Genomic DNA, 18,131 nt, shown 5'->3' with positions numbered 1-18,131 from the left:
CGCCATAAGTAATTACCCTATCAGCAAGTTTTAAAGCCGCTTAATCAAGACGCCTGTATGCAGGAATAGTGCAACTGAGTGGGGGGTGACTCCTCCAAATTCATGCTCCATCCATTATCACCACCGCATGACGGCCTGGTTCGGTCGCTGCTGAAATTAACTCCAAATTGCCTCCGTTCGTCCAGTACTCGGACAGACTGCACCAAACAGATAAGCATGGGATGCCCCGCAGATTCAAATTGTTGTTGCTTAACTGCACGAGGACGACTGCCTTTTGGTGCCCATAAGCGTGTGGTGGTGTTTTGCTGGCCTATCCTCGCTTCATCCTGAAACCAGTAATCCACCTTATCTAGCGCGACATGCCAAGGGATCAAATTGATCGTTTCAATTTGCATTTTTTTTAAACTCATCTTGAACTGCTTGGGATTGCTTCGGGTGCTTTGAGCGACTGGTTATCCAGCTAAAACAGAGTAGATGAAGGAGTTTATAAATTGCGTTAGGATGGTAATTCACCTGAAATTCATTAGCAATATATAGCCGAATAGCTTCACCTGTTAAGCGCCCGCCTTTGGAACTGCGACTGTGCTGGTCAATATAATCAAACAATCGCTCTCGCTGTTTTATCGATAAAGGGCAAGTGCGTCCTAGTGCTTTTTTGGCTTCTAAGCCTGCCACACCATCTGATAAATAATTACTTACCCATGTGTTAACACTGCGTCTACTGACTTTTAGGTTGAGTGCAATCTCCATTCGGTTTTACCTTCAAGAAAATGGGATATCGCTAACAGGCGAAGCCGTTTACGTGCATTTGATTCCGCTCTTGATAGAGCTAACCTATACCAAAGAATTTTAATGCCTAGTTTCAAACTTTAATATACTCGGACATTTGGCGAACGGACATATTGTAGCGATACAGCAATATTGTCAGCTCCCCCACTGCCAATTACATATCCGAAAACCGATTACTCGATTGTACTATTCGCTTTATCTCGTTTTCCTCAATGTCTTTTATCGCATCAAGCAACTTTTTTGCGCTGTCTATATCGACACGAGAATAAATATGAATGTACAGCTCAATAACTTGTTCGTGATGGTTTACTATTTTCTCCATAATGTGCGGCATATTTAATTCTTCAAAGAGTGAGTCGCAATGGACATACTCAATAATCGAGTGTTTTTCGATATAATCAAAACACCAAGTGTTCAACGCTTTTTCGTCAGCGACATTTTCAAGCCCTTGTACAATATGCTCTAAACTCTCTTCATGCTCTGACAAGTAACTAAGAATCATTCTTGCTCGTTCATCTTTATTTTGTTTAGAGCTATGTTTTAAACTGATTTTTAAATTTTTGTGAAATAAAACCGTCCAATTGAGTACATCTCTAATTGTTTCAACTTGCATATTATTACTCCTAATTTTAGTGGTATCTAGCTCCGCTTATTTACTCAGGACTAGTTTCATTATGTGGTAACACCAAGGTTTATAGCTCGCAATATTCAAGCCCAAATTCAGCATATCTAGAACTGCCAAAAACCTTAGCCGCACTTAACTCAACGAAAATTGCCCATCGGCTCCGGCTAACTTATGTAATCTATAGCGTTGGCTTGGTTACTCACGATGCAAGACAAAGTGATCAGCGTAAATTGAATTGCTGTTGTCATTTTTTGTATCTCCCATGTTTTGTCTTGCGCTGGCGATACTCTAACTAAACACTTTTTCATTGTAGTGTTTTAAATTCTCCTTATTTGAACCAGATGCAGCAGTAGAAGACTATAAACTACAGCGAACCTTCAGGGTTTGAAATTAGGGATAACCCTTACTTGAGTGCGGGGATCTCTTATTTCATAAAATTAATTACCGCCCTATCATGCTATTCAAACATTTATTGCTCGGGTCACTTTGGACTTAGTTGATCCTGCATCAAACACGAGATTAGGAGGTAATACTGATGGTTGTCGACTCGCATCTGATCGACGAACAACTTCTTGTTAAAGATCCCCTGCTCGCTGGTTATTTAGACTTCTCTTAAAAAGTACATATTTGCAAAAGGCCCAACATGGATCTCCTATCATCAAAACCACCCATTAATCCCGGTAAAGCACCACACGGTAAAATGGCGCTTATTGCTGAAGGTGGTGGTCAACGAGGGATATTCACAGCAGGTGTATTAGATGCCTGGTTAGAGCGTGAATTTGATCCCTTCGATATATTTATAGGCACATCTGCTGGTTCACAAAATCTCACCAGCTTTTTATCTGGTCAAAAAGGCTACGCCAAGCGCTTCATAAGTGAATTATCACGTCGTAAACGTTTTTACCTGCATATTAACATCCAACCCGATCACCTAATAACATTGATGCCGATCACCTAATAACATCCATCCCGATCACTCAATAACATCGAAGCCGATCACTTTTTGGTTAAAATGTTATTCAGTGACCGGCTTAATGTTATTGCCCAACTTTTACTCTTTTTTGTCTGTCCAGTAGGTGTTTTTAACCGTTATTCTTTTCATTTTTGATGGTGAGAATAACTATGCCAATGGCACCTATTTCAATGCGTAAGTTAAAAGAGATTTTAAGACTCAAATACGGCTGTTTGCTCAGCCATCGAAAAATAGCCAAAAGCTTATCTGTTTCAGCGTCAATCGTGTCTATTTATGCCATTCGTGCCACCTCTCTTGGGATCACTAGTTGGCCGCTTGATGAAAAATGGAATGATGAGACGCTTCAACGAGCATTCTTCAAAACCAAACCTAAGAGCAAGGGCTACATCATCCCTAATTGGTCTGTCGTCCAGCAAGAGCTGAGGCCGAAAACGATGACATTGCAGTTATTGTGGGAAGAATATGGTGAGCGGTATCCAGAAGGTTTTTACAGCTACAACCACTTCTGTCGTCTATATAAAACATGGCTAACATGTCAAAAACCGTCCATGCGTCAAAACCATAAAGCAGGTGAAAAACTGTTTGTTGATTATTGTGGACCCACTATGAATATTGTGGACTCAACAACGGGTGAATGCCGCACAGCACAGGTTTTTGTGGCAGTCATGGGCGCATCTAACTACACCTTTGCAGAGGCTACGTTTAGCCAAAAACTCGAAGACTGGGTGATGAGTCATGCACGATGCTTTGAATTTCTGGGTGGCGTACCTGAATTGGTCATCCCAGATAACTTAAAAAGTGCCGTGACAAAAGCGTGTCGTTACGAGCCGGATCTGAACCCAACCTACCAACAACTCGCCGCCCATTACGATACCGTTATCGTGCCTGCCAGACCTTATAAACCCAAGGATAAATCGAAAGCTGAGGTGGGTGTTCAAATCGTTGAACGTTGGATAATGGCGCGACTTCGCAAGGAAAGCTTTTTTAGCTTGCGACAGTTAAATCTAAAAATACAGACACTTTTAACCGATTTGAATCAAAGGCAAATGAAAAAGCATCCAGGCTCAAGGCTATCCCAATTTGAAGCGATAGATAAACCCGCACTGAAACCTTTGCCGTCACAACCTTATCGCTACACCTTAGTGAAACAGGTCAAAGTGCATATTGATTATCACATCGAGATTGAAAAACATTACTACTCGGTGCCACACGCCTTGATCAAGAAAAAGCTAGAAGCACATGCTACGGGGCAACTGGTCACACTTTATCATCAAGGGGTACAAGTGGCCGTTCATCCAAGATCATACCGCGTGGGAGGTCACAGCACCCTGGATATCCATATGCCCATCGCCCATCAAAAACAGCAGCAATGGACCCCCGAACGATTTGAAAGTTGGGCCAGAAAATTCGGAAAATCAACCGAGCAATTTGTCATTCAACTCATGCAAACCAAAAAACACCCCGAGCAAAGTTACCGTGCCTGTATGGGCATATTGAGTTTAGGAAAAAAGTTCACAGACAAACGACTTGAAGCCGCCTGCTACCGAGCGTTAGCAACAGGTGTTACGCGAGTAAACCAAGTGAAAGCTATCTTAGAGAAAGGGTTAGATAGCCAACCTCTACCGGAAAAACAGCTGGATCTTTTAAGTGAGATAGACCATCAAAATATCCGTGGCAATCATTATTACCACTAATAAAACCTAAGGAAACAACATGCAATCAGTGACGCAACAAATCAATACTCAATTAGTCATGCTAAAGCTAAGCGGCATACGTGATGCGTTATCACAACAAAGTGAACAACCCAATCTATACGTCGAACAAAGCTTCGAAGAGCGGTTATGTTTATTGCTTGACCATGAAATAACCCAGCGAGATCAACGTAAAATTGACCGACTGACCCGCCAAGCCAAATTTAGAGTGAACGGGACATTAGCACAGTTGGATTATGGTGCGTCGAGGCAGTTAAACAAAACGCAGATCCGCTCATTAGCGCAAGGTGAATGGCTTCGTCTTCACCAAAACATACTGATCACAGGAGCAACAGGTTGCGGTAAAACCTACCTTGCTTGTGCGTTGGGCCATAACCACTGCCAGCAGGGAGAAAACGTTTACTACTTTAGGCTCAAAGAATTGCTTGAAAAGATGTTTATGGCACAAGCGGATGGCAGTTATCGAAAGTTTATTAACAAACTCACATCAGCGAACTTACTGATCTTAGACGATTGGGGATTAGAGCCATTAACGGGGCAACAACGCAGTGATTTACTTGAGTTAATAGATGCGAGGTATGACACAAAATCGACACTGATTGCGAGTCAATTACCGATAGAAAATTGGTACGATATGATCGGGGAATCCACGCATGCAGATGCGATCCTAGATCGGCTTGTTCACGGGGCAATTAAGTTAGAATTAAAAGGCGAATCCATGCGAAAAAAACTAAATTCCTTGACTGAAGCCGATCACACAAGTTAGATTTTACTGAGTTCTACTGGAAGACAAAAAAGTGATCGTCTTCAATGTTATTGACCGATCGGTTTCATGTTATTACGCATTTACCAACCAGGCCGTGGATTAGTGGGGGGCAATATTGTCGATTTGGATTGGTACTTTGATAAAACAATTAAAGGTGTTTTTGCCTTAGACTTTACAGCGGCAACGAAATCATTAGGACAACGAGAATTATTAATAACCGCAACCAATTCACGCAATAGACAAGGTTATTTTTTAAGCCCAAACGGTAATAGCAATAACTGGCGCCAATTACTTAAAGCTTCGAGTGCATTACCTTTTTTATATAAGCAAGGGGTTAAACTAGCGCCGGGGTTAACTGTAAGTAAAGTTAATCAGACAGAAGCAAGTGTTGATTATCCTCAAGCGGACTTCTACCTTGACGGTGGACTTGCTGCACCACTACCCGTTCGTGAAGCGTATCGTCGCGGTGCTCGAAAAATTGTAGTTATTCGCACTGTTAATGCAGACCTACATACTCAGTCTGCTTGGGTACGTAACCTAAAGTCATGGGTTTACGAGTCTGGGTATTGCCCAAAAATCGTTGGTTACTTGGTTCAGCATGAGCATGCTTATCAGCAAGAGCTAACCTTTATCGATAACCCTCCTGAAGATGTCGAGATCATTCAAATTTTTGCAAAAGACAATCTTCAAAGTAAGCTGTTAAGCAGTACATATATGGATTTACAACACGATTATCGTGCCGGTATCGCGGCGGGTAATACTTTTTTACAGGATAATAAAGAGAGCGTGTTGAAATGATAGGTCCTTCGGTAAGCTATCGTATTGCAAGGTGTCAGCAACGGGACCAAAAAGTCTTTACTCTTCAAACCTTACCGTTAGTCAACTATCTTAAGTGTGTTAACAAGGCGTTTTACTATTTGCATAAAGGAGATTTTCACAATGGATCAAAAGGTTACTTTTAAGACGCCATCGGTCACTGTTAAAGGTGATGGGAGTTTGCGTAGAGTCGGATTTGAGTTGGAATTTTCTGGGCTGACCTTAGATGAGACTGTTGACACCGTTCAGTCATCCCTTGGTGGAAATATCGGCGTCAAAAACGCAGCTGAACAGCTTATTCATGTCGCTTCAATTGGTGATTTCAATGTTGAAATTGACTGGGACTTTCTTAAACGAACAGCCAAAGCAAATAACCACAATGAAGAAGATGAAGAAGATGACGAGTGGATCAAGCAGCTTAGTAAAGTCGCGAGTGCTCTGGTTCCAGTGGAAGTAGTCTGCCCACCTATTCCAATAACTAACCTTAACCTTCTAGATCCTATGGTATTGAGACTGCGCAGAGCTGGGGCGGTGGGAACCGAAGAATCCCTCATTGCGGCATACGGTGTGCACATTAACACGGAAATTCCCAATCTTGACGCTGAGACATTGTTTGCTTACTTACGGTCTTTTTCCTTACTTCAGTGGTGGTTGGTTGAGGCACATCATGTCAATACCTCCCGCAAGATAAGTCCTTATATAGACCTATACCCAGAGAACTACGTTAAGTTACTGGCATCCCAGACATCACCCTCTATGGATACAATTTTTGAAGATTATTTAGAATACAATGCAAGCCGTAACCGCGCATTAGACTTGCTCCCTCTTTTAGCCGAGATAGATAAACCGCGAGTTTTCAATAAAGTTGATGATCCCAAAATAAAGTCCCGACCGGCCTTTCATTATCGACTGCCTAATTGCAATATCGAACACAACGATTGGTCACTGGCACAATCATGGAATATCTGGTGGGTCGTTGAGCAATTAGCGCAACGCCCAGATGATCTTAAGGAACTCAGTGGTGCATTTCTTGATGCTGGGCAACCTCTAATCGGAGTAATCCGCAACAAATGGGTGAAATATTTAGACCAATGGTTAAAAGACCACGAATTGGTGTAAGCGGTAACGCAAAACGCTGGTCGCCCAGTTGGTGGTGCACAGCGCTTGCTCTAAGATTAGCAGGTGCTATACCAGCACGTATCAGTGTGCGCCATTCTCAAAATATCGAGTTCATTGATGCATTAATTGTAGGTGGAGGCGATGATATTAATCCTGAATACTATGAGGGGGAGATTAATAATAAAGACAAAATTGACATTAAACGTGACCAATTGGAAATCGATTGGATTAAAAAAGCACTTAACAAAACCATCCCCCTGATAGGCATTTGCCGCGGAGCCCAGCTGATTAACGTGGTTTTGGGAGGCTCTCTTTTTCAAGATATTAGATCGTTACGACAGCATACTTACAATCGCCCTGGTTTATTCCCAACTAAACATGTTCAAGTCTTAAAAGGTTCCCTATTGGCTAGTATTTTCAACAAGCGACATCTGCGGGTTAACAGTCTTCATCATCAATCAATCAGAATTACTGGGGCTAAGCTTAAGGTAGTAGGCTGGGATCTAGACAACATTACACAAGCTGTAGAATCAAAAGAAGACAAAATCATCGGCCTGCAATGGCATCCTGAATACCTTCCTAAGAAAGAGGATGACGAGTAGTTTTTTATATGGATGATCCTTAGTTTGTACTACAACTGACCATTGATGATGATGAGTGGCGTGCCGAGCGCTGTTAATCGGTTGTTCATGATCTGGGCGTATAGAGATAGCACCAGCAATTAACAAACCGATAAAAGCACCTAAAATAGCCGCAGCCAATACTAGCTGTGTAACCGTGTTCTATTAACCTATTGTTTTAACGGAATATCTTCAAGTAGCTTTATGATAGTGCTATTATTTTTATGTTTAGCTATATCAATGAGATAGTTTTTTTCAAGCTCTTGCATTGTTTGGTTTGCCAATAATTATTTTACTAATAATTTTTTTACCAATTGTTCTTCCTCATTCACTATGGAGGTGTTCAAGGCCGCAAAGTTAGCAACATTCGCTTCATTTTGATCAGTCTTGTTAGTTCTCATTAGTTTCACTCCGTTAATTATCAGTTATTAAGTTTTTTAATTTAAGCAATATTAACGCGTCTGCTACATTCAACTTTCTGTATAAGCTAAACATGTAAAACGCGTCTCTGATGGTGTTTTCAGAGACGTTTCTGCAATCAGTTAAAGTCACTTTTATTTGGACGTCAAAAACTCACCCAACCAACTGGATGCAGACTAGTTTTTAGGGCTTAACTTACCAGTTTGGGTGTGTTGCAAATACTGAAATAGTTCGCTGTCAGTCGACAGCACCAATGTCGTATTTTGACCAAGGGTCGGCTCAAAAGCCTGCAAAGAACGAGTAAACGCATAAAATTCGACGGCTTGTTCATTTTGATTATAAGCGGAAGCGTAGATAGCGGTGGCCTTTGCGTCGGCTTTACCTCGAATTTCCACTACCTCACGATAGGCTTCCGATTGAATCTTATCTAGGTCTCGCTCTCGATTGCCTCGTATGCGTGCAGCTTCACCTTTACCTTCTGACAAAAAGCGTTCCGCTATTTGACGACGTTCGCTTATCATGCGCTCGTAAATTTTAGGCCGTACGCTTTCGTTATAATTAATACGTTTAAAGCGAATATCCATGAGCTCAATACCGAACACTCGCACTTTTTCTGCAGCTGCATTGAATATATCTTGCTCTACGACTAAGCGGCCCTTGGTAATAGGCACCAAACTTCCAATATTCTGCTCTTTTTCAGCTTGGGTGAGTGATGCGTCACGTAAAGGCTGGCGACCTTTAGTCGTTCGAATAATTTCAATTAGCTCGTGTGTGGCAACCGCGTTACGGGTTTCACTACCAAAAATATCATCCAGTCTAGATTGTGCGCTGCGCTCATTGCCCAAACGCAAGAAGTATTGCAGAGGGTCGGTCACCTGCCAACGTGCATAAAGACTGACAGAGATATAAAGTTTGTCTTTGGTCGGCATATCAGACGGTGTACCTTCCCATTCCAAGACTCGCTTATCAATCGAATTAACTTTCTGAACAAATGGCAGTTTAAGTTGAATACCAGCGTCAGTAATGGGCTCTCCCACCGGCTTTCCAAACTGGGTAATAATCGCCTGCTCTACTTCGTTAACGGTATACAAAGCGTTGTACAATGTCACTGCTGCAACCACGGCTAAAATACTACTGCCGACTAACAAATAAGGTTTCATGGCTGTTGTCCTTTTATTTTTTGAATGCTTGAAGGCGTTAAGTTGAGCAAGGGCAATACACCGAGCACTTCGTTATCAATAATGATTTTGTCTTTAATCGTTGGCATCACTTCTTGCATTGTCTCTAGATATATTCGCCTGCGGGTTACCTCTGGTGCCTGCTGGTACTCAGCAAACAGCGCATTAAAGCGTAAAGCGTCACCCTCGGCCTCATTAATTCGCTTAAGCCGATAACCGTCGGCTTCCCTTATACGTTGGTCACGTTCCCCCTCGGCCAGCGGAATAATGCGGTTATATTCGCGGCGAGCTTCGTTGATCAGCTTCTCTTTTTCTTGCTGAGCTTGATTGACTTCATTGAATGAAGCCTGCACTGGGACAGGAGGGTTAATATTTTTAAGCTGTACCTGATCAATACTTATTCCCATCACATATTGACTTGCTAATGCTTGCATCTTGCTCAAGGCTTCAACTTCAATCTCTTGTCGGCCGATAGTAATAACTTCATCTACCGTTCTATCACCCACCACTTCGCGCATAACTGATTCAGACACATAGCGCAAAGTGCCAGCAGGATCTCGGACCTCAAACAAATAATTTTTAGGATCGGCAATGCGATATTGAATCACCCATTCAACCAACGCAGTGTTTAAATCACCTGTCACCATTTGGGTTTCCGCCACTTGATCATTTGCTGGTGAAATACTTGACCTAGTTGAACGAATATTATTATTAGGATTAATGTTCTGATCAGGATCGGTAGCCCCAGGGGTAGAAAAGCCAAACTCCTGTTTTAACTGGCGTTTGGTCGGCACTATATTGACGCGATCAACTCCTAATGGCACTTTTAAGTGTAAGCCTGGTCGCAAAACTTCTTGAAACTTACCCAATCTTAAGACCACAGCAACAGAGTCACTAGGCACTGTGTATAAAGAGGTGTAGGCAGTTATACTCAACAGCACCAAGATTAAAACTGCTACACCAGCTTTAAACTTACCACCCGACAACAACTTATATTTATGTAACATTTCTTTCGCTACTTTATCTAAATCGGGTGGGCCACTTTTACTTTCATTTTGTGGGGACATGAAGTTCTCTTTTTTTAGAAACTAGAAATCGTTTTATGAGTGTATTCTTATCATCATTTGGGATTTTCATCATGACCTCTTATTTCTCGCCAATTACGTTAATGTAAAAGACTGTCATATAAAGCCTAGAGTAATTAATTGAATAGGTATGTAAGGGATAACACTTAGGGTTTATTCTTAACTAGCGGGTATAAACAATTAAATTGATTCAGCTTTCGGATTCTGAATAATCAAAAACTTTTGTTGTGTAACGGAGTATCGTGGTGAATGCTTTGGAAAAGTTAACACTACAGATGGAATAACATTTCTTAGCTTAATCCAAAAATATCATGCACTCACTATTAGAGTTTGAGTGCACAAAGAGGCTGTGTATCAATACTTTTTTATGGAGATAAACGTGAGCATAAAAACAAATGGTTTTAAGGTGAAAAATGCGAAAAACACCGAAAAATATGCACTTAACGAATGCCCTACCAACATCGCTCCCCTTTATCATTCAAAGAAACATTATAAAAAAAAGCTTAAAAAGCAGGTTAAGAAATTAAGTAAGCTACAACAGTTATTGTATGGGTCTAACAGGTATTCCCTTCTATTGATATTCCAAGCAATGGATGCGGCCGGTAAAGATGGTGTTATTCGTCATGTTATGTCTGGGATTAACCCTCAGGGATGTCAAGTCACCAGCTTTAAACACCCTAGCGCGGTTGAATTAGAACATGATTTTTTATGGCGAACCAACCAAGCATTGCCTGAACGAGGGCGTATTGGCGTATTCAATCGGTCGTACTATGAAGAAGTATTGATAGTGCGAGTACACCCTGAAATACTCGAAGCTCAGAAAATTCCAGTGGACAATCTGGATAAAAACGACTTATGGGAAGAGCGTTTTCGTTCAATCAATAATTTAGAAAGACACTTGTATAACGGCGGTACTCGCATTATAAAGATATTTTTACACCTTTCGCAGGATGAACAGCAATCACGTTTTATTGCACGCATTGATAATCCAGACAAAAACTGGAAGTTTACTGATGCGGATATTCAAGAAAGAAAGTTTTGGCCAGAATATCAAAAGGCTTACCAAGAGTGTTTACGAGCAACAAGTACCAGCAATAACCCTTGGTATGTTGTGCCGGCCGATGATAAAAAAAATGCACGCTTAATTGTTGCCAAAATCATGCATAAAACATTGAAGGCCTTGAATATGAATTATCCGATTAGTGATGAACAGCGTAAGCTTGAATTACAGCTATTCAAGCAAAAACTTCTGAAGTAAGCAGTCTGCTATTGTTGACCTATAGCATTGATGCCACAGCGAGCCCATTCCTTGGCAGTGCGCTGATGCAATATGCAAGACCTCACTGTTTTCCGGTATTCTACTCAGTATGTTTATTGGTGATTCTTCTTAGCGTGATGTGGAATACATGTAGTAGCGGAATTTCTGTAACGGATAAACATTAAATGATACTACTTTTCTAGGCTCTGACGTGATCACTGTAAAATCTTATTTTATCAGGTTCAAACATGATCATAATTAGGGCATTACCAATACCAACAAGTAAATACCTGATATAAATGCTGCTACAGTCACCGCCCTATTTTTTAGATTGATATCTGTATCTTTGCTTATTTGCGGGATTAAATCTGACACACCAATATAAATAAAATTGCCCGCGGCAAAGGGAATAAGCCAAGAAACATCGAGTTGAAACGATAATATATAGGCAATTAACCCCCCAAATAAAAAAGTCAAACCAGATAGAAAATTAAAAATCAGTGCTGAGCCCTTTGACCAGCCACCATGTATTAACACAGCAAAATCTCCCAACTCTTGTGGTACCTCATGTGCGGCTGCTGTAAGCCAACAGACGATGCCTAAACGAATATCTATTATAAACGCACCGGCTATTACCATACCGCCCAAAAAATTGTGAAGCCCATCACCGATTAGAATCAGGTACGTCAAAGGCTCCTTGCGCTTAATTGGCAGTTGATGGTTATGGTGCCAATGCAAAAATTGCTCAAGGACTAAAATAGCTGTAAATCCACAACCGATTAATATGCCAATAGTCGTAATGCTGAGATTGGCTTTAAGGGCGCCTGGGATCAAATGAAAAAACGCTCCACCAAGAAGCGAACCTGCAGCAAACGCTACTAAAGGTTTTAGCACTTTTTCAAGGGTCGACTGTCTCAACAGTAGAGTTAAACTGCCTACCAGTGCTATTGAACTCATCGATACACCACTGACAATTATCCAGTTCAGTGTCAACATCAAGCTACTCCTACTTTCAGTTGTTGCGAGGTGGTATAAAAAGTGATGATTAAGATTTATTAAGTCAACCGAACGTAAATCTAATTGCCATTAGATTCTGCTGTTAGATTCTCATTTTTGTCAGATTTCTTCTATTGTGGATACCCACTAGCCAGAGAGCATTAATATGAGGAAACCCCTAATATGTGTGACTTCCGTTTCTAGTCAATATGAAGGTGGCTGAATTTATAGAGTTAATTGAATTTATAGAATTTCTCAAAATAAAAAATTCTAACTTCTTGGAGTTTATTTCACTCCCAACCTTAGATGGGCTCTTTTTTTGACTTAAGGCGAGGAGTTTTGTAAAGAGAAGCAGCATGTTCATTCCAAAATCACCATTCACTGAATATTGATAATTCTGAAAATCCGATATGCTATAGCTCGATTTTTGAATAGAAGTTTTATGCGATTGCCATAATGCAAAAAACTAATCTAGTTGCTCATAAATAATCTTAATTCTGACTAATTCTGCAAGTGTTCTAACTTCTAGCTTCTCCATAACATGAGAACGATGTACCTCAACAGTGCGCTCGCTGATACTAAGATCCGCTGCAATTACTTTGTTCATAGAACCATCCGCTACTCGTTCAAACACTTCGTGTTCACGAGCTGACAACGAATCGACTTTACTTTTACTATTGTGTTCGCTGATTACTTTTTCATCAATTTCAAGCGCTTCATTGATGCGGTCAATCAAATCCTGTTCATTAAATGGTTTACGAATGAAGTCGATTGCCCCTAGCCTCATAGCCTCAACGGCCATGGGTATATCCCCATGGCCAGTGATAAAGATGATAGGTATTAAGCAACTAAGCTGTTTAAGTTTGCGTTGAACTTCTAAACCACTCATTTTGGGCATGCGTATGTCTAAAATTAAACACCCTGTCATTTTGGCGTCATACACGTCTAAAAATGCGCTACCTGAAGCGAAACTCCGCGACTCTAGGCCAATTGATTCAAGCAGCATTTCCAATCCATCACGGATACCTTTATCATCATCAATTATAAAAACCGTCTGTTTATTTGTCATTGGGGATCCCTTCTTCATGTATTGGCAAGGTAAAGTAAAAAATAGTTCCTACCGGTTTATTTTCAGAAAAGTGAATGTGGCCACCATGCTCTTCTACTATGCTTTTAGAAATTGAAAGTCCAATACCTGTGCCATTCTTTTTAGTGGTCGAGAATGGTGTAAACAAAGTATCAATCATCGTTTTAGGAATTCCACAGCCCGTATCTACTACTAATATTTTAATATAATTATCAGCATTGATTTCTATTTGAAGTTTTATTAATGCGCCATTTTTGCAAGCTATCGACTGCATTGCCTCCATGCCATTACGCAGTAAATTGAGGATAACTTGTTGTATTTGTACGCGATCAACAAATACATTCGTTTGCTGATGACAAGGAAGAAGCTGTATGTTGATATCGCGCAACCTAGCCTCTGACTCTGCTAGTTTTTTCACTTCATCAATCAATATAGTGCTATCAAGTACTTCTTTAGACCGGTCTCCCTGTCTTGTCATCATCTGCACACGTTCAAGCACAGAGCCTGCACGAAGAGATTGTTGACTCATCTTATCAAATAACTCTGGGAGTCTTTCAAATTTACCTATTTCGCAGAAGTTTTTAGCGGTTTGAGAAAATAGTGAAATAGCAGTTAAGGGCTGATTGATTTCATGTGCAATACCCGCGGCCATTTCACCCAGCGCATTTAGTCTGTCTGCGTGAGCCATTTGTTCGATATGCGAACTGGCTTCGTCTTCTAATACTCGTTGTTGGGTAATATCTCGTATCAGCTCAACATACATTTTTTCCTCATGGTTGGGAATTTCACTGACAGATAGGTGAATGGGGAACGTTGTGCCATCTTTGTGCTTGGCCACAAGTTCTCGACCGGTTCCAATAATATGGGTTTTGTTGGTTCTTTTATATTGGGCTAAATACTGGTCGTGATGATCGTTATAGGGTTGTGGCATTAGAGTTTTTACGTTTTTATCTTTTACTTCACTAAAGGTATAGCCAAACATCTTTTGTGCCGCATCATTAAAACTTAGGATCAGCCCCTTATTATTAATAGTAATAACGGCGTCGACCACGGAGTTAACTATTGCTTGAGAAAATGCGTAACTTTGAAGCAGATCAACTTCAGCCTGCTTAATAGAGGTGATATCCGTAATAAAACCTTCAATTATGAACTCGTCATTTACAATAGAACTTACTGGCTCTCCCCTTTCCCATACTAAGCGGACATCATTGTTTTTGGTTATAATGCGATATTCAAGTTCAAAAAGGTGCTTTGTTTTTAGAGCTTGGTTAATGGTTTGGCATACCCGTTCATAGTCACTGGGGTGAATGAGTTTGCCCCATAATATGTTGTGTTTCTCGAATTGCTTTTTTGAGTGCCCCGTCAAAAGCATACATCCCTCACTCACGAATATCATGGGCCAGTTAGTTCTATTAAAAGCTTGATAGGCCATGCCTGGCAGATTCTTGAGTAGTTGCTCTGTTTTTTTGCGGTCATCTTTAATTAGTTTTGTTTTATTGCGTGCAGACATTAATGTATAGACTGCTAGGGTAATAAAAACGCTCAATAAAATGCCAAGCACAATTAAAAGACTGAACATTCTGAAGAGTATAAAGGGGCGAAATTCATTGTTGGGCACTAGATTAACCTGCCATCTCTGACCTAGTATTTCAAAAGCGGCTTGCCTGTTCCATGTGCCTGAAATCGGTGAGTGTTTAGTTTGGTCTGAATAGACTTTTTGATCGTCAATAAATAAAGTGAGCTTATACTCTGCTAGTAAATAGGTAGGTAATACAGATTTAATATAGGGATCAAAAAGAAGCACATTGACGATAAAACCTTCTACTTCTTTACTGGTTAGTGTTTTATTCAGGACTGGAACGTAAATCCCTAATCCTCGGTTCCCATTAATTGAATTCAGTGGAACCGTTATCACTTCACTGTTTCGATGTTGATATTTTAATTTGGCTAATAGCGCTATGGGCTGTGAGGCCAAATCAAAATCTATCGCTGTTTCACTCCCTTCAATCGGCATTATTCTGAGCACGTGAAATGAACTATCCACCCAAACAATTGAATGGTATCCCTGCTTAGAATAATACAAAGCCTTGCTGAGCAGAACCCATTCGTTATCTGACATAATATTAGAAATTTCAGACAATTTAGCAAATTCGGTCAGCGATTCCATCCGCCTGTAAATATCTTCTTCAAGTAATGTTTTAATTCCATCTGCAGTACTTTGTGTTACCCGATCAATATGTGCTCGCTCTTGTGTCTCAATATACAACACAACAAATGCAATGAAGCATGCTGAAAACACACCTGCTATAACTGAATACCACAAGATAGCGACCTGCGGTGAAAAAGAGATACGCCTTTTGTCATTTTCCAATATTATATTCCATTTATCCATTACCTCTTGTTGTGCCAACAGATGCAAATATCTTTATATTGAAGGATCAAAAGAGGGCGATTCTACATAGTTTTTCTTTCGGTATAAACAGCCAAGGCTAATGTCTTGGTGCATTGCGACTGCCTCAACTATCTGCAGAGTGAAATTCTCACCCTGCAACCGGGGCAACATCAATCACCTTCTGTCACGGACATGACAAAACTCAAAGTGATGTTTATAAGACGCTTACCTTAATTCACGTCTCCGATAACATTTGAAAACATGCGATTTACGGTTGACCCGCCTTGTATCGTCGGATTGTAATTTTACGCCATTAGTGACACGTGCACTTGCAGACGGAAAGTTTGTCATTGGTTTTGGACAGCAAAAAACGCATTTTGTGTTTGTAAACAGCTATTCCCGATTTCTATTTTTAGATGATGAACCCAAAGATGTGGTCAAGCCAGAGCCTCCAAAGAAAAATATCAAGAGCGATACCCGTTTGATGAATCTGTTACGACAAACTGTTGAGGCCGTTGAAGACGACAATGGCTGGGCTCGATTAGGCCCAATAGGTACACATATCTCGAATCATACCTCTTTTGACCAACGGAATTATGAATTCATCAAGCTTAGCGATCTGTTTACTGCAATCGACCTATTTGAAATGAAAAAGACTAATGATTTGGCAATATGGGTAAGAGATAAAAAGCAGTCTAAATAAAATGGATAATTTTTACCTTGGTCACAAATTAAATTTAGTTAGTAACCACTACGGACTAAAGTCTTTTAAAAATGGTGCACCCGGCGCGATTGCAAAGGGCGTCCTGCACTTTGTCGCTTCGCGAACAGCTGAAGCTGTCCCAAAACGTTCCCGACGTTTTGGTCGAACGCGCGACCCTCGGCTTCGGAGAACGAACTTTTGCACAGACTTCAATTGTGGTTAATAGGGGTTAATCGTAAATAATTGTTTTATATACATATTATAACATTATCAGCAAAGGTCATTTGGCGACATTTAACCACTTTGGCCACGGTCACGTCACAAATAACCGTAGATTTTCTGGTGAATTGTAGCCAAAAATCTTACTGTTCTTTCCAATGTTTAAATCATATTTATGTCAATATCAACTCTGTATGACATCTAACTTAATACGGAAGTCTTCAAATTTGTCGATTTTTGTATGGTTATATTTCGCCAAAACTTATGCCAGCCTTTTTCTTTATACTCCTAAAGTATTAAAGCGCCGTCTATACGTTTGGTGAAACAACACATATTTATTGCCCATTAGAGGATATTTAGCCCGAAGCAACTAGCTGATCACCTTAAGTTGATCAGGACCCAAAATAGTTGGCGTCAAACAAAGTACTGTATACAATTTCGAAAACCATCCTGACCGATGTCAATTGAAGACCTTATTCAAAGTTCTGCAAGCTTTAGGAGTGACACTACAAGTAAGTACTACTAATCAAAAAGTCAGTCACCGGCAGACACCTCAGGATGAGGGGTGGTAAGTGACAGCACTGCAACTTTATTTAAGTCAAACGCATATTGGCAAACTCATCATGCGCGCCGCCGGTGCACATCAATTACATTATGCATCATCGTGGTTAACTGACACCAAAGCCCGCCCTTTGTCACTGCAGTTAATGTCCGAGCATATTAATGTTTGAAACTTAACACTACTCTAAGCCTGTGAAATTGTAAGCATACAATTTCTGAATGTTTGAAACTGATACGTATCAAAAAGGGCAGCTTTGGACATAACCGACCTATGCGAATTCAGAACTATCAGGCTACATTGAGTGAAAAAAAATCATACGATTAATCAGACTTGAATAACTAAGGGCTTGAAACGGCCGTTCAGGTAATTAGCATTTCGTTAGACTTGTTCATGCTGTCGGTTGGTATCCTAATGGCAAGTTTTCCGACATTGCAGACATTAGTGGCTCAAGCTATTACCAATTATGTAGCCAAAAGCATCAGGAATAATTTAACTTTGTTCTGACCCCGATAGTTTTTGATGATAAGTGTGGCTGGCTTCGCAGGTTACAGCGTTAAATAGGCGATGAATTATCAATTTCAAGGGAATATTCCAGAGTTAAATTATGTAAAGAAACCTGATAGTGCGTCGCTCAATTTATACAAACTCAAAATCAAGGGGTCACAGCACTTGAAAAGGCGTCGAGTGATAGTCCGCTAACGCGGTGTGACCTTGTTATATTTCAACGCCTAGACGTATGTCCGGTGAGTGCTAATTGCCGTCAGTCACATTTGATTAATCGTATGATTGTTTTTAGCTCAATATAGTCTGA

13 protein-coding genes and 3 pseudogenes are annotated in these 18,131 nt (G+C 40.5%); 9 read left to right on the top strand and 7 right to left on the bottom strand.

Translation table 11 applies throughout. From position 1 onward, the window contains the following. Window positions 1-103: 103 nt before the first annotated feature. A pseudogene (locus tag CXF95_RS30800) lies at window positions 104-848 on the bottom strand (IS630 family transposase); the annotation flags it as partial. Between the two features lie 95 nt (window positions 849-943). Continuing rightward, entirely contained in the window at window positions 944-1,402 is a 459-nt protein-coding gene (locus CXF95_RS17915; RefSeq protein WP_101199931.1) for an ATPase, read from the bottom strand. A gap of 655 nt (window positions 1,403-2,057) precedes the next feature. On the opposite strand from CXF95_RS17915, the pseudogene CXF95_RS17910 reads away from it, so the two are divergent. The 6 genes and pseudogenes from CXF95_RS17910 to CXF95_RS17885 form a co-directional block, all read left to right on the top strand. Continuing rightward, window positions 2,058-2,318 (top strand): annotated as a pseudogene (locus CXF95_RS17910) (patatin-like phospholipase family protein); the annotation flags it as partial. Window positions 2,319-2,536: 218 nt separating this feature from the next. Then, a complete protein-coding gene (gene istA, locus CXF95_RS17905) occupies window positions 2,537-4,081 on the top strand; it encodes an IS21 family transposase (RefSeq protein WP_101198246.1) in 1,545 nt (514 codons plus the stop codon). Window positions 4,082-4,100: 19 nt separating this feature from the next. Continuing rightward, window positions 4,101-4,865, top strand: a complete 765-nt coding sequence (istB, locus tag CXF95_RS17900; RefSeq protein WP_101198245.1) for an IS21-like element helper ATPase IstB — start codon at window positions 4,101-4,103, stop codon at window positions 4,863-4,865. Between the two features lie 75 nt (window positions 4,866-4,940). Beyond that, a pseudogene (locus CXF95_RS17895) lies at window positions 4,941-5,663 on the top strand (DUF6363 domain-containing protein); the annotation flags it as partial. A 141-nt stretch (window positions 5,664-5,804) separates the two neighbouring features. Continuing rightward, a complete protein-coding gene (locus CXF95_RS17890; protein ID WP_101199930.1) occupies window positions 5,805-6,800 on the top strand; it encodes an amidoligase family protein in 996 nt (331 codons plus the stop codon). Next, window positions 6,773-7,402 carry a gamma-glutamyl-gamma-aminobutyrate hydrolase family protein gene (locus tag CXF95_RS17885; protein ID WP_101199929.1) on the top strand — a complete coding sequence of 210 codons (630 nt, stop codon included), beginning with the start codon at window positions 6,773-6,775 and terminating at the stop codon, window positions 7,400-7,402. Before CXF95_RS17890 ends, CXF95_RS17885 begins: the two co-directional genes overlap by 28 nt. A gap of 614 nt (window positions 7,403-8,016) precedes the next feature. Here CXF95_RS17885 and hflC read toward each other — a convergent pair. Next, a complete protein-coding gene (gene hflC, locus CXF95_RS17875; RefSeq protein ID WP_101199928.1) occupies window positions 8,017-9,000 on the bottom strand; it encodes a protease modulator HflC in 984 nt (327 codons plus the stop codon). Continuing rightward, window positions 8,997-10,085 carry an FtsH protease activity modulator HflK gene (gene hflK / locus CXF95_RS17870; protein WP_101199927.1) on the bottom strand — a complete coding sequence of 363 codons (1,089 nt, stop codon included), beginning with the start codon at window positions 10,083-10,085 and terminating at the stop codon, window positions 8,997-8,999. Before hflK ends, hflC begins: the two co-directional genes overlap by 4 nt. Window positions 10,086-10,482: 397 nt before the next feature. On the opposite strand from hflK, the gene CXF95_RS17865 reads away from it, so the two are divergent. Then, on the top strand, window positions 10,483-11,361 hold the full coding sequence (locus CXF95_RS17865) for an ADP-polyphosphate phosphotransferase (protein ID WP_232787906.1): 879 nt from the start codon (window positions 10,483-10,485) through the stop codon (window positions 11,359-11,361). A gap of 258 nt (window positions 11,362-11,619) precedes the next feature. Here CXF95_RS17865 and CXF95_RS17860 read toward each other — a convergent pair whose 3' ends face one another. The 3 genes from CXF95_RS17860 to CXF95_RS17850 form a co-directional block, all read right to left on the bottom strand. Then, window positions 11,620-12,357 (bottom strand): ZIP family metal transporter, encoded by a 738-nt coding sequence (locus tag CXF95_RS17860; protein WP_101199926.1) that lies wholly within the window; start codon window positions 12,355-12,357, stop codon window positions 11,620-11,622. Between the two features lie 466 nt (window positions 12,358-12,823). Then, window positions 12,824-13,426 (bottom strand): response regulator transcription factor, encoded by a 603-nt coding sequence (locus CXF95_RS17855; RefSeq protein ID WP_101199925.1) that lies wholly within the window; start codon window positions 13,424-13,426, stop codon window positions 12,824-12,826. After that, on the bottom strand, window positions 13,416-15,815 hold the full coding sequence (locus CXF95_RS17850) for a PAS domain S-box protein (RefSeq protein ID WP_101200112.1): 2,400 nt from the start codon (window positions 15,813-15,815) through the stop codon (window positions 13,416-13,418). The genes CXF95_RS17855 and CXF95_RS17850 overlap by 11 nt, the downstream gene beginning before the upstream one ends. 295 nt (window positions 15,816-16,110) lie before the next feature. Between CXF95_RS17850 and CXF95_RS17845 the strand changes: the two genes are divergently transcribed. Both CXF95_RS17845 and CXF95_RS29645 read left to right on the top strand, forming a co-directional pair. Beyond that, the gene (locus CXF95_RS17845; RefSeq protein WP_369809320.1) at window positions 16,111-16,539 is read left to right on the top strand and encodes an OST-HTH/LOTUS domain-containing protein; all 429 of its coding nucleotides are present in this window, start codon (window positions 16,111-16,113) and stop codon (window positions 16,537-16,539) included. Between the two features lie 791 nt (window positions 16,540-17,330). Beyond that, window positions 17,331-17,489, top strand: coding sequence for a HipA N-terminal domain-containing protein (locus tag CXF95_RS29645; protein ID WP_157828175.1), 159 nt, complete (start codon window positions 17,331-17,333; stop codon window positions 17,487-17,489). The last annotated feature ends 642 nt before the right edge of the window (window positions 17,490-18,131 follow it).

The organism is Paraglaciecola sp. MB-3u-78 (assembly GCF_002835935.1).
In the GTDB taxonomy this organism is placed as follows: Bacteria; Pseudomonadota; Gammaproteobacteria; order Enterobacterales; family Alteromonadaceae; genus Paraglaciecola.
Note: the sequence above shows the minus strand (reverse complement) of the source record. Positions and strands in the feature narration are given on the sequence as shown.